Here is a 19,776-nt window from a genome sequence, read left to right as displayed (position 1 = left end):
ACCTCCATTTCTGCCGATAGGATACCCTGTCGGCAGAAATGGAAGTGTGTGATGGCTAGAGGTGGTGTACCACGGCCAGGTCCATGCGTCCGTAGTCGCCGGCCTCGCTGTGCTCGCTGCGCGGTGGCATGTGGTGGGTCTTCATCACCTGATCGCCCTGCACGGTCTCCAGGTGAATGTCGAAGCCCCACAGGCGGTGCAGGTGCTTGAGCACCTCCTCGGTGGAGTCGCCCAGGGGTTTGCGGTTGTGCTGCTGGTGGCGCAAGGTCAGCGAGCGGTCGCCACGCCGGTCGATGCTCCAGATCTGCACGTTGGGCTCGCGGTTGCCCAGGTTGTACTGCGCGGCCAGCTGCTCGCGGATGGTGCGGTAGCCGTCCTCGTCATGGATCGCCGGCACCAGCAGGTCGTCGCGCTGGTCGTCGTCGAGGATGCTGAACAGCTTGAGGTCACGCATCACCTTGGGTGACAGGTACTGCAGGATGAAGCTCTCATCCTTGAAGCTGCTCATGGCGAACTTGATCGTCGACAGCCAGTCGCTGCCGGCGATGTCCGGGAACCAGCGGCGATCCTCCTCGGTAGGGTGCTCGCACATGCGGCGGATGTCGGTGTACATGGCAAAGCCCAGAGCATAGGGGTTGATACCGCTGTAATACGGGCTGTCGAAGCCTGGCTGGAACACCACGCTGGTGTGCGACTGCAGAAACTCCATCATGAAGCCTTCGGTGATCAGCCCCTCGTCGTAGAGGTCGTTCATCAGGGTGTAGTGCCAGAAGGTCGCCCAGCCTTCGTTCATCACCTGGGTTTGGCGCTGCGGGTAGAAATACTGGGCGATCTTGCGCACGATGCGCACCACTTCGCGCTGCCAGGGCTCCAGCAGCGGGGCGTGCTTTTCGATGAAGTAGAGGATGTTCTCCTGGGGTTCTGCCGGGAAGCGCGCGTCGTCTTTCTCGCCGCCCTTTTCGGCGCCCTTGGGGATGGTGCGCCAGAGGTCGTTGATCTGCCGTTGCAGGTGCTCTTCGCGCTCCTTCTGCCGGCGGCGTTCTTCCTCGGCGGAAATGGGGTAGGGGCGCTTGTAGCGGTCCACGCCGTAGTTCATCAGGGCATGGCAGGAGTCGATCAGGTCCTCGACGGCATCGATGCCGTGGCGCTCCTCGCATTGGGCGATGTACTGCTTGGCGAACACCAGGTAATCGATGATCGAGCTGGCGTCGGTCCAGGTGCGGAACAGGTAGTTGCCCTTGAAGAAGCTGTTGTGGCCGTAGCAGGCGTGGGCGATCACCAGTGCCTGCATGCACATGGTGTTCTCTTCCATCAGGTAGGCGATGCACGGATCGGAGTTGATCACGATCTCGTAGGCCAAGCCCATCTGGCCACGGCTGTAGGACTTCTCGGTACTGAGGAACTGCTTGCCGTAGGACCAGTGGTGATAGCCCAGCGGCATGCCCACCGAGGCGTAGGCGTCCATCATCTGCTCGGCGGTGATCACTTCGATCTGGTTGGGGTAGGTGTCCAGGGCGTAGCGGGCGGCCAGGCGACTGATCTCGCGGTCGTAGGTCTGGATCAGCTCGAACGTCCATTCGGAACCGGTGGAAATGGGCTGGCGTCTCTGCTCTCTGGCGGTCATGTGGCTAACCTGCGCTGGAAGAGTTCACGGAAGACCGGGTAGATGTCGCCGGCCGATACCAACTGCTGCTGGGCGAAGGTGTCGGGGAACGCCTCGCCGATGCGCTCGTATTCGTACCACAGCGCCTGGTGTTCGCGTGGGGTGATCTCGACGTAAGTGTAGTACTGCACGTGCTGCATGATCTGATTGGCGAGAATGTCGCGGCAGATCGGCGAGTCGTCGTTCCAGTTGTCGCCGTCCGAGGCCTGGGCGGCGTAGATATTCCAGTCACTGGCCGGGTAACGCTCGGCCATGATTTCCTGCATCAGCTTGAGCGCGCTGGAGACGATGGTGCCGCCGGTCTCGCGGGAATAGAAGAACTCTTCCTCGTCCACTTCGCGGGCGCTGGTGTGATGGCGGATGAACACGACCTCGATGCGGTCGTAGTTCCGCTTGAGGAACAGGTACAGCAGGATGAAGAAGCGCTTGGCGATGTCCTTGGTGGCCTGGGTCATGGAGCCGGACACGTCCATCAGGCAGAACATCACCGCCTTGGAGCTGGGGTTGGGCTGCTTGACCAGCAGGTTGTACTTCAGGTCGAAGGTGTCGAGAAACGGCAGGCGGTTGATGCGCGCCTTTAGGCGTTCGATCTCGCTCTCGGTGTCCTGGATGTCGGTGAAGTTGTCCGGTTCCTCGACCTTGAGCCGCTCCAGTTCCTTCTGCGCCTCGCGCAACAGGGCACGGCTGCTGCCGGTCAGGGCGATGCGCCGGGCATGGGCAGAGCGCAGGGTGCGCACGATGTTGATGCGCGACGGGTTGCCCTCGTTGGCAATGCCTGCGCGCACGGTCTTGAAGGTGTCGGCCCCGGTCAGGTGGCGCTTGACCAGGTTGGGCAGCTCCAGGTCCTCGAACATGAATTCGAGGAATTCTTCCTGGGTGATCTGGAACACGAAGTCGTCCATGCCCTCGCCGGAGTTGCCCGCCTTGCCGCGGCCACCGCCACCGCCGCCACCTTGTGGCCGGGCGATGTGTTCGCCGGCGGTGAATTCCTTGTTGCCGGGGTGGACGATGGTCTGCTTGCCGCCGCGACCGTGGTGCAGCACGGGTTCATCGATGTCGCGACCCGGGATGCTGATCTGTTCGCCATGCTCCATGTCCATGATGGAGCGGCGACTCACGGCCTCTTCGACGGCCTTCTTGATGTGTTCACGGTAACGCCGCAGGAAGCGCTGGCGGTTGACCGTGCTCTTGTTCTTGCCGTTCAGGCGTCGGTCGATTACGTAGCTCATGGTCCCTCCGGTAGCTGGGAACAGCTGCACGCTTCAAGCTACGAGCTGCACGTAAAAGCAGCCGCCGCCGCCCGGGCTGGCAAGGCCAGCCTCGGACGCACGGCGTGTAGCGTGTCGCTTTATTGCGATTTCCTGACCCGCAGGTACCATTCCGACAGCAGTCGAACCTGCTTGTCGGTGTAGCCACGCTCCACCATCCGGGTGACGAAGTCGTTGTGCTTCTGTTGATCCTCCTTGCTGGCCTTGGCGTTGAAACTGATGACCGGCAGCAGGTCCTCTGTGTTGGAGAACATCTTCTTCTCGATCACCACCCGCAGCTTCTCGTAGCTGAGCCAGCTGGGGTTCTTGCCGTTGTTGTTGGCCCGGGCGCGCAGCACGAAGTTGACGATCTCGTTGCGGAAGTCCTTCGGATTGCTGATGCCGGCTGGCTTCTCGATCTTCTCCAGCTCCTCGTTGAGGGCGATGCGGTTGAGGATCTCGCCGGTTTCCGGGTCGCGGTATTCCTGGTCCTGGATCCAGAAGTCGGCGTACAGCACATAGCGGTCGAAGATGTTCTGGCCGTATTCGCTGTAGGACTCCAGGTAGGCGGTCTGGATCTCCTTGCCGATGAACTCGATGTAGCGCGGTGCCAGGTATTCCTTCAGGTAGCGCAGGTAGCGCTCGCGCACCTCGGCCGGGAACTGTTCCTGCTCGATCTGCTGCTCCAGCACATACAGCAGGTGCACCGGGTTGGCCGCCACCTCGTGAGGGTCGAAGTTGAACACCTTGGAGAGGATCTTGAAGGCGAAGCGGGTCGACAGGCCGTTCATGCCCTCGTCGACGCCCGCGGCGTCGCGGTACTCCTGGATCGACTTGGCTTTCGGGTCGGTGTCCTTGAGGTTCTCGCCGTCGTACACGCGCATCTTCGAGTAGATGTTGGAGTTCTCGGGCTCTTTCAGGCGCGAGAGCACGGTGAACTGGGCCAGCATCTTCAAAGTGTCAGGCGCGCAATGGGCCTTGGCCAGGGAGCTGTTGACCAGCAGCTTGTCGTAGATCTTGATCTCGTCACTGACGCGCAGGCAGTACGGCACCTTGACGATGTAGATCCGGTCGATGAAGGCCTCGTTGTTCTTGTTGTTGCGGAAGGTATGCCACTCCGATTCGTTGGAGTGGGCCAGCAGGATCCCGGAGTAGGGGATCGCGCCCAACCCCTCGGTGCTGTTGTAGTTGCCTTCCTGGGTCGCGGTGAGCAACGGGTGCAGGACCTTGATCGGCGCCTTGAACATCTCGACGAATTCCATCAGGCCCTGGTTGGCCCGGCACAGCGCGCCCGAATAGCTGTAGGCGTCGGCGTCGTTCTGCGGGAATTCCTCGAGCTTGCGGATATCCACCTTGCCCACCAGGGCCGAAATGTCCTGGTTGTTCTCGTCGCCCGGCTCGGTCTTGGCGATGGCGATCTGGTTGAGGATGGACGGGTAGAGCTTGACCACCCTGAACTTGCTGATGTCGCCGCCGAATTCCTGCAGGCGCTTGGTGGCCCAGGGCGACATGATGGTGTTGAGGTAGCGGCGCGAGATGCCGTATTCCTCTTCGAGGATCTGGCCGTCCTCGGCGGCGTTGAACAGGCCCAGGGGCGATTCGAACACCGGCGAGCCCTTGATGGCGTAGAACGGCACCTTCTCCATCAGCTGCTTGAGTTTCTCGGCCAGCGACGATTTACCGCCGCCCACCGGGCCCAGCAGGTAGAGGATCTGTTTCTTCTCTTCCAGGCCTTGGGCGGCGTGGCGGAAGTAGGAGACGATCTGGTCGATGCACTCTTCCATGCCATGGAAGTCGGCAAAGGCCGGATAACGACGGATCACCTTGTTGGAGAAGATCCGCGACAGCCTGGAGTTGCTTGAGGTGTCGATCAGCTCTGGTTCGCCGATGGCCAGCAACAGCCGCTCGGCCGCCGAGGCATAGGCACTGCGATCCTCTTTGCACAGCTCGAGGTACTCCTGCAGCGAAAGTTCTTCCTGGCGGGTGGACTCGAAACGTTGTTGGAAGTGGCTAAAAATGCTCATGACGTCACCTCGCTCGATACGTGGAGACGACGCCGGATCAGTCAGCTGATGCTGGCATGCAACCGGGCTCGCCGATTGCTGTATACCCCCCAGAACACCTTGGAACGCTACCGATGACCCGCACGCCGGTGTACCGGCTCTCCCCTTTTTTGGATGGCCTGGGCTTAAGGATAGTTGGTTATACGCAAGGTCAAGGGCAGGGAGCCGAGAAGACGCCTGCGACCGTTCGTCAGGTCGGGCGCAAGCCCGCGCCGAGCGCGGGCTGGAGGAAAAATGAAAAAATTATTCGGCGCTGCCCTGGGCGGTTTCCGCCGGGTAGGTGTTGCGCCACAGCTCGAAGCCACCATCGATGCTGTAGACGTTGGAGAAGCCCTGGCCGACCAGGTAGGCGGCGGCGCTCTGGCTGGAATTGCCGTGGTAGCAGACAACCAGTGTAGGCGCGTCCAGGTCGGCGTTGCGGATGAAATCGGCAACCGAGTGATTATCCAGATGAGTGGCGCCGGCGATGTGCCCGGCGGCAAAGGCCTGCGGGTCGCGAATGTCGACCACGACCGCGCCTTGCGCACGCAATTCGAGGGCTTGCTCGGGGGTAATGCGCTTGAATTCGCTCATGGGTGCGGTTCCTTCAGGGATGTTCATTGAGTGGCGCCGGCGGGCGTGGGGTGCCCTCGCGGGTGCAGTCGCAGCGGTGGAGTTCACCACTGTCGACATTGTACAGGGTCATCGCGCCGCCCCAGACGCAGCCGGTGTCCAGGGCGATCACGCCGGGCACGTCGACACGGCCTTCGAGGGCGGCCCAGTGGCCGAAGAGAATCTTCACATGGCGCGAGCGACGGTCCGGGTGGGAAAACCACGGCTTATAGCCCTTGGGGGCGCTGTCGGCGCCCTCCTTGGTCTTGAGGTCGAGCTTGCCGGCGGCGGTGCAGAAGCGCATGCGGGTGAAGTAGTTGGTGATCACCCGCAGGCGTTCGACGCCGGCCAGGTCCTTGCTCCACTTGTTCGGCTCGTTGCCGTACATGCCGTCCAGGTACAGCTTCAGGCGGCTGTCGTCGCGCAGCACTTCCTCGACCTCGGCCGCCAGCTCCAGCGCTTTGCCCAGGGTCCATTGCGGCGGGATGCCAGCATGGACCATGGCGATGCCACGGACTTCGTCGTAGTGCAGCAGCTTCTGTTGGCGCAGCCAGTCCAAGAGCTGGTCGGCGTCCGGGGCTTCGATGATCTCGCGCAGGGTGTCGCTTTTCTTAAGCCGCTCGACGTTGTGCCCGGCCGCCAGCAGGTGCAGGTCGTGATTGCCCAGCACGCAGACCAGCGCCTGGCGGATCGAATAGAGGTAGCGCAGGGTTTCGAGGGACTCGGGGCCGCGGTTGACCAGGTCGCCCACCAGCCAAAGACGGTCGACCGACGGGTTGAAGCGCACGCGTTCGAGCAGGCACTTGAGCGGTTGTAGGCAGCCTTGCAGGTCGCCGACGGCATAGGTGGCCATCAGTGCAGGGCCCCAGGCACGGCAAGGCGGAATGGGGCAATTGTGGCGTCGAAGCGCTTGCCGTCTTCGGCGAACATCTGGTAGCTGCCCTGCATGGTGCCGACGCGGGTGCTGATGACCGCGCCGCTGCTGTAGGTGTGGCTTTGGCCGGGCTCGATCAGCGGCTGCTGGCCAATCACGCCGGCGCCACGCACTTCCTCGACTTCGCCGTCACCGTTGGTGATCAGCCAGTGGCGGGACATCAGCTTGGCGGTGACCGTGCCGTTGTTCTGTACGGTGATGGTGTAGGCGAAGGCGAAACGGCTGCTTTCGGGGTCGGATTGTTCTTTGAGGTAGCGGGTCACGACGCTGACGTCGATCTGATAGCGGGGGTCGGACATGCAAAGGCCTTGGGCGAACTGACGCAATAACGCAGTCTAGGCCATTGGCGGGGGTGGTGGCCAGTTATCACTGACCGCGGGGCAAGCCCGCTCCCACGCAGAGAGCGGGCGCGTGGTCAGCCCTGCTGTTCGGCCAGCTTGTCGGCCAGGCGCACGAAGGCGGCCAGGTCCAGCTGTTCGGGGCGCAGGCTGCCGTCGACGCCGGCGGCTTCGATGGCCGCGCTGTCGAGCAGGCCTTTCAGGGTGTTGCGCAGGGTCTTGCGGCGCTGGTTGAACGCCTCGCGTACTACCTGTTCCAGCAGCCGTGCATCCTTGGCCGGGTGTGGCAGCACTGCGTGCGGCACCAGGCGGACGATGGCCGAGTCCACCTTCGGCGGCGGATTGAAGGCGCCAGGGCCAACGTTGAACAGGTGCTCGACCCGGCAGTGGTACTGCACCATGATCGACAAACGGCCCCAGTCACCGCCACCCGGGCCTGCAGCCATGCGCTCGACCACTTCCTTTTGCAGCATGAAGTGCATGTCGCGGATCAGCCCGGCATGGCTGAGCAGGTGGAAGATCAGCGGGGTGGAGATGTTGTAGGGCAGGTTGCCGACCACCTTGAGGCTGCGCTCAGGCACGCCCAGCTGGTTGAAGTCGAACTTCAGGGCATCGCCCTGGTGCAGGCGGAAGTTGTCGCGCCCGGCGAACTTGTGTTGCAGGATCGGCACCAGGTCTTTGTCCAGCTCCACCACGTCCAGCTGTGCGCCGCTACCCAGCAGGCCCTCGGTCAGGGCGCCCTGGCCGGGGCCGATCTCCAGCAGGTGTTCGCCGGCCTTGGCGTTGATCGCCCGCAGGATGCGATCGATGATTCCGGCGTCGTGCAGGAAGTTCTGGCCGAAGCGCTTGCGCGCCCGGTGTTGATAGTGCTCGGTCATGGTCGGTTCTCGGCCATCTGGTAGGCGGTTTCCAATGCGACGCGCAGGCTGCCGGTGTCGATCCGGCCGGTGCCGGCCAGGTCCAGGGCGGTGCCGTGGTCGACCGAGGTACGGATGATCGGCAGGCCCAGCGTCACGTTGACCGCGGCGCCAAAGCCCTTGTACTTGAGTACGGGCAGGCCTTGGTCGTGGTACATCGCCAGCACCGCGTCGCAGTGCTCCAGATATTTGGGGGTAAACAGGGTATCGGCCGGCAGCGGACCGTGCAGGTCCATGCCTTCGGCGCGCAGGCGCTGCAGCACCGGCTCGATGATATCGATTTCTTCGCGGCCCAGGTGGCCGCCTTCTCCGGCATGCGGATTGAGCCCGCAGATCAGGATGCGTGGGTTGGCGATGCCGAACTTGTCGCGCATGTCCGCATGCAGGATGCGGGTGACGCGCTCCAGGCGTTCGCCAGTGATGGCGTCGGCGATATCGCGCAGGGGCAGGTGGGTGGTCACCAGGGCTACGCGCAATCCTCGGGTGGCCAGCATCATCACCACTTGCGCGGTCTGGGTGAGGTCGGCGAGGAACTCGGTGTGCCCGGAAAAGGCGATCCCGCTCTCGTTGATTACACCCTTGTGCACAGGGGCGGTGATCATCCCGGCGAACTGCCCGTCGAGGCAGCCCTGGCCGGCCCGGGTCAGTGTCTCCAGGACGAACGCGGCGTTGGCCTTGTCCAGCTGCCCGGCCAGCACCGGGTTGGCCAGTGGCGTGTCCCAGACGTACAGGCTGCCGGCGGGGGCTGGCAGGCTGGGGAAACTGTCCGGGGTGACGGGTAGCAGGCTGACGGCCAGCCCCAGCTGCGCGGCCCGCTCGGCGAGCAGGTCACGGCTGGTGATGGCGATCAGGGGGTGGGGCTGGGCCTCGGCGGCGAGCAGCAGGCACAGGTCGGGACCTATGCCGGCCGGCTCGCCGGGCGTGACGGCGAAGCGCTGGGGCTTCACTGGGCGGCCTGGTCAGCGCCAGGCAGCTTGATTTCAACGTAGGCTTCGTCGCGGATCTGGCGCAGCCAGTTCTGCAGCTCTTCGTCGTACTTGCGGTTGCGCAGGACGTTCATGGCCTGCTGCTCGCGCGCCTGCTCGGTGCTGTCGGTTGCGCGGCGGCCCAGCACTTCCAGCACATGCCAGCCGTATTGGGTCTTGAACGGCTTGGTCACCACGCCTTGCTGGGCGTTGGCCATCTGCTCGCGGAACTCCGGCACCAGGCTGTTCGGGTCGACCCAGTTGAGGTCGCCGCCGTTGAGCGCGGAGCCCGGGTCTTCCGAGAAGCTCTTCGCCAGTTCGGCGAAGTCTTCACCGTTTTGGATCCGGTCGTACAGACGCTCGGCCAATTGCTCGGTGGCGGCTTCGCTGCGGATCTCGCTCGGCTTGATCAGGATGTGGCGCACATGCACTTCGTCGCGCAGGATGCTCTCGCTGCCGCCACGCTTCTCCTCGAGTTTGAGGATGATGAAGCCGTTGGGGATGCGGATCGGCTGGGTAATGTCACCAATGGCCATGCTGCTGAGCATCTTGGCAAAGTCAGGTGGCAGCTGGCCGGCCTTGCGCCAGCCCATCTCGCCGCCTTCCAGGGCGTTCTCGCTGGCGGAGCGCTCAATGGCCATCTGACCGAAGTCCTTGCCCTGCCGGAGTTGCTGGTAGACATCGCCGACCTGGCGGGCGGCGGCCTGGATGGCTTCCGAGTTGGCGCCTTCCGGGGTCGGGATAAGGATGTTGGCCAGGCGGTACTCTTCCGACATCTGCATCTTGCCCAGGTCCGAGTTGAGGAAGTTCTTCACTTCCTGCTCGGACACCTGGATACGCTCGGCCACGCGACGTTGACGTACGCGGCTGATGACCATCTCGCGCTTGATCTGCTCGCGGGCATCGTCGTACGACAGGCCATCGTGGGCCAGGGCGGCGCGGAACTGCTCCAGCGACATGCCATTGCGCTGGGCAATGGTGGCGACGGCCTGGTTCAGCTCCTCGTCGGTGATGCGGATGCCCGAGCGCTCGCCGATCTGCAGTTGCAGGTTTTCGACGATCAGGCGCTCCAGCACCTGCTGTTGCAGGGCGGCGGCAGGTGGCACACCGCCGCCACGCTTGGCGATGGTCTGCTGCACTTCGCGCACGCGCTGGTCCAGCTGGCTCTGCATGACCACGTCGTTGTCGACGGTGGCCACGATGCGGTCGATGGGCTGTACCGCGGCATGCACCGCGCCACTCAGCATTGCGGCGCCCAGCATCAGCGGGCGCAGACGATCAATAAGCTTGCTCTTCACGTGTACGGTAACCTTGAATGCCTTGGTCCAGGAACGATTCGACCTTGTTGCCGACTACACCACCGAGCCCTTTGAGCACGATCTGCAGGAAGATGCCGTGGTCGCCCTTCTCGTTGTTCGGGACGGCTTGGCTGAAGTCGTCGTAGTCGATCCAGTAGCGGTTGATCAGACGCAGTTTCCAGCAGCAGTTGTCATATTCGAAACCACCCATCGCTTCAAGGGTGCGGTTGCGGTTGTAGTCATGCTGCCAGCGACCGATCACGCTCCACTGCGGCACGATCGGCCAGATGACCGAGAAATCGTGCTGCTGGATCTTGTAGTAATCCTTGATGTAGTTCGGATCGCCAGGGGTGCCATAGTCACCACCGCCGACTTTCCAGAGGCCAGTCGCCGAATCGTAGGTGATCAGGTCGTTGCGATAGCGATAGCCAAGGTTGACGACCTTGTTCGGATTGTCTTCAGGCTGGTAGTGGAACATAGCGCTGCCCGAGCGGGTGCTGTGGCTGTCCGGATCCCAGTTGAAGTCCGAGTTGAAACGCCAGTCGCGGTTGAAGGCGTACTCGTATTCCAGTGCGTACGGCGAGACATCTGATTTGCTGTCCGCGCGGGTGCGATAGTCGATGCCAGGAAGTTGGACCTTGCGATCCTTGAAGTAGAACGCCTGGCCGATGCTGAAACGCTGGCGCTGGAAGCCATTGTCCTCGATCCAGCGGTTGGTCACGCCCAGCGACAGCTTGTTCTCGTCGCCGATGCGGTCGGTGCCACTGAAGCGGTTGTCGCGGAACAGCGAGGAATAGTTGAACGTGTTCTCGCCCGTGTCGAACAGTGGAATGTCTTTCTGGTCCTTGTACGGAACATAGAGGTAGAACAGCCGCGGTTCGAGGGTCTGGCGGTAGTTCGTACCGAACAGCTGGGTATTGCGGTCGAAGTAGAGGCCACTGTCGACACTGAAGATCGGAATGTCGCGGTTCAACGAGCTGCTGTAGCTGCCGTAGGCGGGGTTCGCTGACTGCGCGATAGCCTGAGCCTTGCCTTGGCTATCCAGGTCCAGGTCGTAGTTGGTGTAGACGTACTTCAACTTCGGCGTGACGAAGCCATAGCTGGCTTGCATCGGCAGGCTGATCGCCGGGGCGAAGTTGAGGCGGGTGCCGTTGGCGCGAGCGATACCGGAAACGTTGTCGTCCAGGCGACGGCCAGGAATACCACCTGCGGAAGTGTCCGGATTGCCGTCCTTGTCCCTTACGAAATCGTTCTTCAGGTCACGGTCGAAGCGCACGGCCTCGGTCTCGTAGCTCAGATCGAAGCCGCCCGGATGGAACGGCAGCATGCCATTGAAGGTGACCTGCGGAAGCTTGTCGTACGGGGTGATCTGCGAGATGGTCGCCATCTCGTAGGCATGCACATTCAGGCCTGCGGTATAGCTGTCGCCCCGGTAGGTCAGTGTGCCGCGTTGGTTCAGGATGTCCCGGCTCTGTACGCCGATCTGGTCGGTTTCCAGGTCCTGGAAGTAGAACGGATCGCTGATGTCGGTGTAATCCACCTCGGTCATCAGGCGCTCGTCCAGGCCGCCCTTGTGCTGCCAGTTGACCATCCAGCGATCTTTCTTGTAATCGGTCTGCTTCTCGCGGTCGTCGTCCTGATCGCTCAGGAAACCACCGCCGAACTGGCCTTCGCTGGACTTGGTCAGGTAGCGGAACTCGCCTTCCATCAGCATGCCGCGCTTGGCCATGTAGCGCGGGTACAACGTGGCGTCGTAGTTAGGCGCCAAGTTGAAGTAGTACGGGGTGACCAGCATGAAGCCGGTGTCGCTGCTGGAGCTGAACGATGGCGGCAGGAAGCCGGACTGGCGACGGTCGTCGATCGGGAAGTAGATGTACGGCGTGTAGAACACCGGGAAATCCTTGACCCGCAGCGTCACGTTGGTCGCGGTGCCGAAGCCGGTGGCCGGATTCAGGGTGATGTTGTTGCCCTTGAGCTGCCACGCGTTGCTGCCCGGCTCACAGGTGGTATAGGTACCGTCCTTGAGGCGGATGATGGCGTTCTCGGCGCGCTTGGCGTACAGCGCGTTGCCGCGGATGTGCGACTTGTGCATCACGTATTCGGCGTTGTCGACCCGGGCTTCGCCGGTGTCGAGCTGGATCTGCGCCTCGTCACCGACCACCAGCGAGCCGTTGTCGCGGATCTTGACGTTGCCCTTGAGCTCGCCCCGGTTCTCGGCCTGATACAGGTTGGCCTCATCGGCCTCGGCCTGCATGCTGCCCTGGCGCATGACCACGTCACCGGCGAGGGTGGCGATCTGCTGCTCCTGCTGGTACTTGGAGACCTTGGCGTTGATGTAGGTGGGCGACTCGTCCTTGGGCGTGGAGTCGTTCATGCCCGGGCGGGTCGGCTCGATGTAGGCGCCGCCGCAGTACGGGCCGGTCTCGGCCAGCTGCGCAGCGGTGAGCTTCTCGCGCGGGACCCAGTCCAGGTGGCTGTAGTCTTCGCTGCGCGACTTCAGGCCGCGGCCCTTGGCCTCGGTGACCAGCATCGGCTTCTCGGCCTCGGTCGCGGCGACTTCGCCAGGCGCTTCGGCGCCCGAGCTGGCAGCGGCTGCGCCCGGATGAACCGGGCGCGGAGGCAGGTTGGCGGCGGTCTTGGGCTTGCAGTCCCAGCCACCGGCGGCGGACACTTGGCAGTCGAACTGCTCGGCCGCCACCACGTACGACGTGGCCAGGGGTTGCAGGGCCAGCAGACCGCCAGTCACCAACAACGGAAACTTCCTACGAAACGCGGGGGATTTCAATGCCATCTTATTAGTCCGGGCTTCCTGCGTGCCATCTGCCCGCGTGTGGGGGCCGCACGCCTCTCGATGGTCTGAAAAAGATGCTGGATAATAAAGCATGACCCGCTTGACGGCTAGGGCCGTCGGAGAACCCTCGTAATGCCCGATCACGATGTACGCCTGCAACAACTGACCGCCTGGCTCACCGGGCAACTGGAGAGCCTGTTCCGTAGCAACGCCTGGGGCGAAGTGCCCACCGGCAGCCTGACCGCCGCCAGCAGCGATGCGAGTTTCCGCCGTTACTTCCGCTGGGAGGGCGCCGGCCACAGCTTCGTGATCATGGATGCGCCGCCGCCGCAGGAAAATTGCCGCCCGTTCGTCGATATCGACCACCTGCTGGCCACGGCGGGCGTGAACGTGCCGGTCATTCATGCACAGGACCTGGAACGTGGCTTCCTGCTGCTGGGCGATCTGGGCCGCCAGACATACCTGGACATCATTGATTCGGACAACGCCGACGCACTGTTCGCCGATGCCATCGATGCGCTGCTGGCGTTCCAGCGCCTGCCGATGGACGCGCCACTGCCCAGCTACGATGATGCCCTGCTGCGCCGCGAGGTGGAGCTGTTCCCCGAGTGGTACGTGGGCCGTGAGCTCGGCCTGACTTTCAGCGAAGCGCAGCAGGCCACCTGGCAACGGGTCAGCCAGGTGCTGATCGACAGCGCCCTGGCCCAGCCAAAGGTGCTGGTGCACCGCGACTACATGCCGCGCAACCTGATGCACAGCGCCCCCAACCCGGGCGTGCTGGATTTCCAGGATGCCGTCTACGGCCCGGTGACCTACGACATCACCTGCCTGTTCAAGGATGCCTTCCTCAGCTGGCCGCAGCCGCGCGTGGAGGGCTGGCTGCGTGGCTATTGGGAAAAGGCCCGCGCCGCCGGTATCCCGGTGCAGTCCGAGTTTGAAGCATTCCACCGCGCCAGCGACCTGATGGGCGTGCAGCGCCACCTCAAGGTCATCGGTATCTTTGCCCGTATCTGCCACCGTGACGGCAAGTCGCGCTATCTCACCGACGTGCCACGCTTCTTCGCCTATATAGATGAAGTGATCGCTCGTCGCCCCGAACTGGCCGAGCTGGGGCAACTGATTGCCGAGCTCAAGGGCGAGGCGCGTTCATGAAGGCAATGATCCTGGCGGCAGGCAAGGGCGAGCGCATGCGCCCGCTGACCCTGCATACGCCCAAGCCGCTGGTGCCCGCCGCCGGCAAGCCGCTGATCGAGTATCACCTCGAGGCGCTGGCCCGCGCCGGTATTCGTGAAGTGGTCATCAACCATGCCTGGCTCGGCCAGCAGATCGAGGACCATCTGGGCGATGGCAGCCGCTTCGGCCTGCGCATTCGCTACTCGGCGGAGGGCGAGCCACTGGAAACCGGTGGCGGGATCTTCAAGGCGTTGCCCCTGCTGGGGGATGCGCCGTTCCTGTTGGTCAACGGTGATGTCTGGACCGACTACGACTTCACTGGCCTGAATGCTCCCCTGCAAGGGCTGGCACACCTGGTACTGGTGGACAATCCCGGTCATCACGGACGTGGCGACTTCCGACTGGCGGATGGCCAGGTGAGCGATGGTGACGACGCCCCGGGAACGCTGACCTTCAGCGGTATCTCGGTGTTGGACCCGGTGCTGTTCGAAGGCTGCCAGCCCGGCGCGTTCAAGCTGGCCCCGTTGCTGCGCAAGGCCATGGCCGAAGGTCGAGTGAGTGGTGAGCACTACCGTGGCCACTGGATCGATGTCGGCACCCTCGAGCGCCTGGCTGATGTCGAGCGCCTGATCGGCGAGCGTGCCTGACATGTGGTGGCCGAGCACAGTGATTGGTGCCGGTGCCGGTTTCGCCGTGGCCAGCATTCCGGGTGCGTTGCTGGGGGCGTTGCTGGGACAGGCCATGGATCGGCGTCTGCGACTGCAGGGCTGGGAGGATGTGCGCGAGCGTCTGGGCGGTCGCCCGGCGCTGCGTGACGAGGAGCTGCTGTTCGTCCTACTCGGGCGCCTGGCCAAGAGCGATGGCCGGGTGGTCGAGGGGCATATCCAGCAGGCGCGTCAGGAAATGTCGCGTCTGGACCTGGCAGAGCCTGCGCGGATGCGGGCGATTGCCGCGTTCAACCGCGGCAAGTCGGGCAAGGGGCGGCTGGGGCACTACCTGCGCCGGATCAAGCTGCAGCCTCATGGCCCCGAGGGTACCTTGCGTGCCTGCTGGCGGATGGTCTGGGCCGATGGCAAGGCAGGTCGCCAGGAGCGTGACCTGTTGCTGGGCTGGGGGCAGCAGTTGGGCCTCAGTCGCAACCAGGTGCAGGCCATGTCGCTGGAATATGAACCGCGCAAATCGGCGATCGAAGGCGGTGCCATGACCTATGCGGCGGCATTGAGGCTGCTGGGGGTGGAGCCGGACACCGAGGCGGACAAGGTCAAGCAGGCCTATCGACGTTTGCTCAGCCGGCATCACCCGGACAAGTTGGTGGGCAGCGGTGCCAGTGAGGCCAAGGTGCGCGAGGCGACCGAGCATACCCGCGAGTTGCATCAGGCCTATGCCATGATTCGCAAGCGGCGCGGGCTTTAGGTTTGCCATCGTGGGGCAGGCCCGCTCCCAGATTGTTGGAGTTGGCTTGTCCCTCGATACGCCTCACTCTTCCTTGGGCTTCAGCCAGCCGCGCACCCGGCGCAACAATTGCTCCTGCTCGGCGACCTTGTTGCCCGGAACGACCATCAGCGACAGCTGCCGGTACTGGCTGTTTTTCTCGCGCTTGCTGGCTTGCAGGCGCTGTTGGGCGGCCAGGCGATCCTGGGTTCGGGTTGTGTAGTACAGATCCGCCGTCGGCACCTTCAAAGTCGGCGTCACGCTCAGCAGGTCGTGCTCCACCCTTGCCGGCGTCTGTGCGGCGACCATCACCAGCTTCTGTACCTGGGGCGGCTGTTTCTCGCTGAGGTAGCGTGCGGCCCAGTACGCGCCACTGCCGTTGCCCAGCAGCACGATGCTGCGCGCTTTCTGCTGCTGGGCATAGGCCACGGCGGCGTCGAGGCGTGCGAAGATGCGTTGGGCATCCTCCTCGCTGGTGTGCTCGTCGGCCTCGACCGCGTCGGTGCTGTCGGCCGCGTCCGCCTCGGGCGCAGTGGCCTGGGCGACATTGGCGTTGGCATCGGCTGGCGTGTCCTTGGCCGGGGCCGACTCGCCTTCTTCCTTTTTCGGTTCGATCACCGGCTTGGCTTCGACACGGGCCTGCGGGCGTTCTGCCAGCAGGTCGGGCAGGCTCACGCTCAGGGTGCTCCATCCGACATCGGGGAAGCCACGGCGCAGCGGGCCGACGGTGGTTGGCCAGTCGGCGCTTTCGCCGGCACCGGGCACAATGATCAGCGCGCCTTGCGGATCGCTGTCGTTGGCCGGCTTCCACAGCGCCAAGAAGTTCTCGCCATTGGCCTGCAAGGTCTGTTGCTCGGCCTTGGGCACCTGGCGCTCCAGGGCCAGGGCATCGTCCTGGCTACGTTCGAGCAGCGGTGGACGGGGAGCAGGGGTGGCCGCCTCTGTGGCGGCCTGCGGTGCTTCGGCGTCGGCGGCCTGAGCGCCGAGCGGCAGGAGCGAAGCCAGGCAGAACATTGCCAGCGTCGTGCGATAAAGTGTGAACATCGATCAATCCAAGGCCAGAATCATACCGGCAGCCTAATGGTATTTGCCCGCGACGGCCACGCCAGGCGGCCGTCATTGCCAAGACGAGCGTAGAGATGAAGCGAGTGTGTTGCCTGTGGGTTATCGGCTGGTTGTGTCTACCCTTGATCGCCCTGGCAAAGCCGCAGGCGCCGCCACCTGTGGTGCTGGAGCCGGCCCAGCAGCAGTGGCTGGATGAGCACCGCGGCCTGCGCGTCGGCCTGGTGCTGCAGGCCCCCTATGCCCAGTTCGACCGCCGTCTGCAGCAATTCTACGGGGCCAACGTCGAACTGGTCGGTGCCCTGTCCCAGGCATTACGGCTGGATCTGACCTGGCGCGGCTTCCCGGACCAGGCCGCGCTGGAGCACGCGTTGCAGGCGGGCGAGATCGATTTCGCCCCGGGCCTGACCCAGACCCCCGCCAGCCTGCGGCTGTGGCTGTTCAGTGACCCTTATATGCGTGTGCCGCAACTGGTGGTCGGGATGCGCAGTGGCGCGGTGGCCGTGGATCTGGAGAAGCTGACCGCCAACGAGCGGGTGGCTGTGCGCATGCCAGGAGCCCTTGCGGACTACCTGCGGAGCAATTACGGCAATCTCAACCTGCAGGGCGTACCCAATGAGCGGGAGGCGCTGCAGCTGGTGCTGGGCGGGCAGGCCAGCTTCGCCGTGCTGGATGAAGCGCAGCTGAGCCGGCTTTCCCGCGAAGGCGAGTTTGCAGACCTGGCGGTGGTGGGCGATATCGGCTTGCCGCAGTTGCTGCGGGTCGGCTCGCGACGCGACTGGCCCGTGCTCGCCGATATCCTCGAACGCGCCTTGCAGGCGCTGCCGGCCAAGACCTTGGAGCAAATGCACCAGCGCTGGCTGCAGCCCAAGTACCCGCGTTTTTCCGAATCGGCCGGCTTCTGGCAGAACCTAGCCCTGCTGTTCGGCCTGCTGCTGCTGTGTGCCCTGGCCACCCTGTTCTGGCAGCGTCGCCAGCAGCGCGGCCTGGAGCGGGGCTTGCTGGCGGCCCGGGAGAGTCTGGTGGAGCGTCAGGTGCGCGAGGAGGCCTTGCGCCTGAGCCAGTTCTCCATCGACCAGAGCACGGTGGGCATCCTCTGGGTCAACTGGGACAGCCATGTGCGCTACGCCAACCATGCCGCCGAGCGTATGCTGGGCTTCGCCGAGGGGGCGTTGCTGGAGCGGCCGCTGGTCGATATCGAGCCGAATCTGAAGATGGATCGCTGGCTGGAGCTGTGGAAGCGCGCCCGCACCGGGGGCGACAGTGAGCAGCAGTTCGAAAGCCAGTGCCGGCGCGCCGATGGCAGTCTGTTTCCGGTCGAGTTGTCGCTGTCGTTCCTGCGTTTTCGCGATGCGGAGTACCTGGTGGTGTTCCTCGCCGATGTCACTGAGCGCCGGCGCGACCTGGCCGCGTTGCGCGAAAGCGAGGCAAGGCTCAAGGGTATTGCCGGCAATGTGCCGGGGCTGGTGTTCCGCCTGGAGCGTGACCCGGCCGAGGGCGACCCGGAGTTCCCCTACATCAGCGAAGGCAGCGAGGCGTTGGTCGGTTATACCCCAGCGGCGATCCAGCACCCGCAGATGGGGCTGCGCAACCTGGTCCATCCCGAGGACCGCGCCGACTATCACCGGGTCCAGGACCTGGCCCTGGCCAGCGACCGGGATTGGTCGTGGCAGGGCCGTATCCTCACTCGCCAGGGTGAGCAGCGCTGGGCCGACATCAAGGCGACCACGCGGCGCCTGGCCGATGGGCGCATGGTGTGGGATGGTGTGGTCTGGGACATCACCCAAGGCAAGCAGGCCGAGCTGGCCCTGGCCGCCTCCCAGGAGCAACTGCGTGAGTTGTCGGCGCACCTGGAAAGCGTGCGCGAGGAGGAAAAGGCCCGCATCGCCCGTGAGGTGCATGACGAACTCGGGCAGATGCTCACGGTGCTCAAGCTCGAGGTGTCGATGTGCGAGCTGGCCTACGCCGAGCTGGATGCCGGGCTGCATGAGCGCCTGGCTAGCATGAAACGTCTGATCGCCCAACTGTTCCAGGTGGTGCGTGACGTCGCCACTGCGTTGCGCCCGCCGATTCTCGATGCCGGAATCGCCTCGGCCATCGAGTGGCAGGCACGGCGTTTCGAGGCCCGCACGCAGATCCCCTGCCTGGTCGAGGTCCCGGAGCAACTACCGCCCTTGAGCGATGCCAAGGCCATCGGCCTGTTCCGCATCCTCCAGGAAGCGCTGACCAACGTCATGCGCCATGCCCGGGCGCACACCGTGCAGATCGCCCTGGTCGAGGAGGGCGGGCAGTTGCGCATGACGGTCATCGACGATGGCGTGGGGTTCGCCGTCGATGCGGCTCGGCCGACTTCGTTCGGCCTGGTGGGAGTGCGTGAGCGCGTGCTGATGCTGGGCGGCGACATGACCCTGGAAAGCGAGCCCGGCGAAGGCACCAGCCTGAGCGTGGCGATTCCTTTGGCGTAGGAGAGAACGATCGTGATTCGAGTGCTGGTGGCGGAAGACCACACCATCGTCCGTGAGGGCATCAAGCAGTTGATTGGCCTGGCCAAGGACATGCAGGTCGCCGGCGAGGCGGGCAATGGCGAGCAGTTGCTGGAGACTTTGCGCCATACCCCTTGCGAAGTGGTGCTGCTGGATATCTCCATGCCAGGGGTGAACGGCCTGGAGGCCATCCCGCGGATCCTGGCATTGAACAACCCGCCGGCGATCCTGATGCTGTCGATGCACGACGAGGCGCAGATGGCCGCGCGCGCGCTGAAGGCCGGGGCGGCGGGCTACGCCACCAAGGACAGCGACCCGGCGCTGCTGCTCACCGCGATTCGCCGGGTTGCCGGGGGCGGGCGCTATATCGACCCGAGCCTGGCCGACCGCATGGTCTTCGAGGTGGGGCTGACCGAAACCCGGCCGTTGCACACGCTGCTGTCCGAGCGCGAGTTCTCGGTGTTCGAGCGCCTGGCCCAGGGCGCCAACGTCAACGACATCGCCCAGCAGCTGGCGCTGTCGAACAAGACCATCAGCACCCACAAGGCGCGTTTGATGCAGAAGCTCAAGGTCAACTCGTTGGCGGAGTTGGTGAAGTATGCGATGGAGCACAAGCTGGTCTGATTGCGACATGCCCGGTTTTTTAGGTGCGGCCTTGCCGAGGCGTCGGACTGGCCGGAAAAGGCCGCAGAGCAGCCCCAGCAGTATGGGCTCTAAGTTGAAGCCCGGGGCTGCCTCGCGGCCCATTCGCGGCACAAGGCCGCTCCAAGGGAATGTGTCTGTCCTGAAAGCGCCATCCTTGTAGGGCAATCCCTACAGC

General features: G+C 64.0%; 16 protein-coding genes. 5 read left to right on the top strand and 11 right to left on the bottom strand.

What is annotated here, in order from left to right; all coding sequences use genetic code 11:
- Window positions 1–55 precede the first annotated feature (55 nt).
- The 10 genes from AC25MA_RS07770 to AC25MA_RS07725 all read right to left on the bottom strand — a co-directional run bounded on the left by AC25MA_RS07770 (window position 56) and on the right by AC25MA_RS07725 (window position 12,807).
- On the bottom strand, window positions 56–1,624 hold the full coding sequence (locus AC25MA_RS07770; protein ID WP_062362962.1) for a SpoVR family protein: 1,569 nt from the start codon (window positions 1,622–1,624) through the stop codon (window positions 56–58).
- The gene (locus AC25MA_RS07765; RefSeq protein WP_028689037.1) at window positions 1,621–2,892 is read right to left on the bottom strand and encodes a YeaH/YhbH family protein; all 1,272 of its coding nucleotides are present in this window, start codon (window positions 2,890–2,892) and stop codon (window positions 1,621–1,623) included. The genes AC25MA_RS07770 and AC25MA_RS07765 overlap by 4 nt, the downstream gene beginning before the upstream one ends.
- Before the next feature lie 119 nt (window positions 2,893–3,011).
- A complete protein-coding gene (locus tag AC25MA_RS07760) occupies window positions 3,012–4,934 on the bottom strand; it encodes a PrkA family serine protein kinase (protein ID WP_028689036.1) in 1,923 nt (640 codons plus the stop codon).
- Window positions 4,935–5,216: 282 nt separating this feature from the next.
- Window positions 5,217–5,546 carry a thiosulfate sulfurtransferase GlpE gene (glpE, locus tag AC25MA_RS07755; RefSeq protein WP_028689035.1) on the bottom strand — a complete coding sequence of 110 codons (330 nt, stop codon included), beginning with the start codon at window positions 5,544–5,546 and terminating at the stop codon, window positions 5,217–5,219.
- A 13-nt stretch (window positions 5,547–5,559) separates the two neighbouring features.
- Entirely contained in the window at window positions 5,560–6,417 is an 858-nt protein-coding gene (locus tag AC25MA_RS07750) for a symmetrical bis(5'-nucleosyl)-tetraphosphatase (protein WP_486971925.1), read from the bottom strand.
- Window positions 6,417–6,797 (bottom strand): Co2+/Mg2+ efflux protein ApaG, encoded by a 381-nt coding sequence (gene apaG, locus AC25MA_RS07745; protein ID WP_028689033.1) that lies wholly within the window; start codon window positions 6,795–6,797, stop codon window positions 6,417–6,419. The genes AC25MA_RS07750 and apaG overlap by 1 nt, the downstream gene beginning before the upstream one ends.
- Before the next feature lie 116 nt (window positions 6,798–6,913).
- Entirely contained in the window at window positions 6,914–7,714 is an 801-nt protein-coding gene (gene rsmA, locus AC25MA_RS07740; RefSeq protein WP_028689032.1) for a 16S rRNA (adenine(1518)-N(6)/adenine(1519)-N(6))-dimethyltransferase RsmA, read from the bottom strand.
- Window positions 7,711–8,700 carry a 4-hydroxythreonine-4-phosphate dehydrogenase PdxA gene (pdxA, locus tag AC25MA_RS07735; RefSeq protein WP_486971924.1) on the bottom strand — a complete coding sequence of 330 codons (990 nt, stop codon included), beginning with the start codon at window positions 8,698–8,700 and terminating at the stop codon, window positions 7,711–7,713. Before pdxA ends, rsmA begins: the two co-directional genes overlap by 4 nt.
- Window positions 8,697–10,016: a peptidylprolyl isomerase gene (locus AC25MA_RS07730; protein WP_028689030.1), complete on the bottom strand. Its 1,320-nt coding sequence runs from the start codon at window positions 10,014–10,016 to the stop codon at window positions 8,697–8,699. The genes pdxA and AC25MA_RS07730 overlap by 4 nt, the downstream gene beginning before the upstream one ends.
- A complete protein-coding gene (locus AC25MA_RS07725) occupies window positions 9,997–12,807 on the bottom strand; it encodes an LPS-assembly protein LptD (protein ID WP_186594681.1) in 2,811 nt (936 codons plus the stop codon). Before AC25MA_RS07725 ends, AC25MA_RS07730 begins: the two co-directional genes overlap by 20 nt.
- A gap of 132 nt (window positions 12,808–12,939) precedes the next feature.
- Between AC25MA_RS07725 and AC25MA_RS07720 the strand changes: the two genes are divergently transcribed.
- From AC25MA_RS07720 to AC25MA_RS07710, 3 genes are read left to right on the top strand one after another with little or no spacing between them, the layout of a single operon-like run.
- The gene (locus AC25MA_RS07720) at window positions 12,940–13,959 is read left to right on the top strand and encodes an aminoglycoside phosphotransferase family protein (protein ID WP_486971923.1); all 1,020 of its coding nucleotides are present in this window, start codon (window positions 12,940–12,942) and stop codon (window positions 13,957–13,959) included.
- Complete coding sequence (gene murU, locus AC25MA_RS07715; protein ID WP_486971922.1) at window positions 13,956–14,627, top strand: N-acetylmuramate alpha-1-phosphate uridylyltransferase MurU; 672 nt, start codon at window positions 13,956–13,958, stop codon at window positions 14,625–14,627. Before AC25MA_RS07720 ends, murU begins: the two co-directional genes overlap by 4 nt.
- Window position 14,628: 1 nt before the next feature.
- Entirely contained in the window at window positions 14,629–15,393 is a 765-nt protein-coding gene (locus AC25MA_RS07710; protein ID WP_028689026.1) for a TerB family tellurite resistance protein, read from the top strand.
- Window positions 15,394–15,456: 63 nt separating this feature from the next.
- On the opposite strand, the gene AC25MA_RS07705 is transcribed toward AC25MA_RS07710, so the two are convergent.
- A complete protein-coding gene (locus AC25MA_RS07705; protein WP_279153232.1) occupies window positions 15,457–16,455 on the bottom strand; it encodes an alpha/beta hydrolase family protein in 999 nt (332 codons plus the stop codon).
- 95 nt (window positions 16,456–16,550) lie between these two features.
- Here AC25MA_RS07705 and AC25MA_RS07700 point away from each other — a divergent pair, with 95 nt between their 5' ends.
- Complete coding sequence (locus AC25MA_RS07700) at window positions 16,551–18,938, top strand: PAS domain-containing sensor histidine kinase (protein WP_280092410.1); 2,388 nt, start codon at window positions 16,551–16,553, stop codon at window positions 18,936–18,938.
- A 9-nt stretch (window positions 18,939–18,947) separates the two neighbouring features.
- Entirely contained in the window at window positions 18,948–19,580 is a 633-nt protein-coding gene (locus tag AC25MA_RS07695; protein ID WP_175406173.1) for a response regulator, read from the top strand.
- Window positions 19,581–19,776 lie beyond the last annotated feature (196 nt).

Source organism: Pseudomonas sp. P65(2024), assembly GCF_057480955.1.
This window is presented reverse-complemented; position numbering and strand designations above follow the sequence as displayed.

Coding starts and splice junctions, on each gene's coding strand:
- AC25MA_RS07770 (WP_062362962.1), bottom strand. CDS start 1,624: ATGACCGCCAGAGAGCAGAGACGCCAGCCCATTTCCACCGGTTCCGAA.
- glpE (WP_028689035.1), bottom strand. CDS start 5,546: ATGAGCGAATTCAAGCGCATTACCCCCGAGCAAGCCCTCGAATTGCGT.
- AC25MA_RS07750 (WP_486971925.1), bottom strand. CDS start 6,417: ATGGCCACCTATGCCGTCGGCGACCTGCAAGGCTGCCTACAACCGCTC.
- apaG (WP_028689033.1), bottom strand. CDS start 6,797: ATGTCCGACCCCCGCTATCAGATCGACGTCAGCGTCGTGACCCGCTAC.
- murU (WP_486971922.1), top strand. CDS start 13,956: ATGAAGGCAATGATCCTGGCGGCAGGCAAGGGCGAGCGCATGCGCCCG.
- AC25MA_RS07700 (WP_280092410.1), top strand. CDS start 16,551: ATGAAGCGAGTGTGTTGCCTGTGGGTTATCGGCTGGTTGTGTCTACCC.
- rsmA (WP_028689032.1), bottom strand. CDS start 7,714: ATGACCGAGCACTATCAACACCGGGCGCGCAAGCGCTTCGGCCAGAAC.
- AC25MA_RS07720 (WP_486971923.1), top strand. CDS start 12,940: ATGCCCGATCACGATGTACGCCTGCAACAACTGACCGCCTGGCTCACC.
- AC25MA_RS07760 (WP_028689036.1), bottom strand. CDS start 4,934: ATGAGCATTTTTAGCCACTTCCAACAACGTTTCGAGTCCACCCGCCAG.
- AC25MA_RS07705 (WP_279153232.1), bottom strand. CDS start 16,455: ATGTTCACACTTTATCGCACGACGCTGGCAATGTTCTGCCTGGCTTCG.
- AC25MA_RS07710 (WP_028689026.1), top strand. CDS start 14,629: ATGTGGTGGCCGAGCACAGTGATTGGTGCCGGTGCCGGTTTCGCCGTG.
- AC25MA_RS07765 (WP_028689037.1), bottom strand. CDS start 2,892: ATGAGCTACGTAATCGACCGACGCCTGAACGGCAAGAACAAGAGCACG.
- AC25MA_RS07725 (WP_186594681.1), bottom strand. CDS start 12,807: ATGGCATTGAAATCCCCCGCGTTTCGTAGGAAGTTTCCGTTGTTGGTG.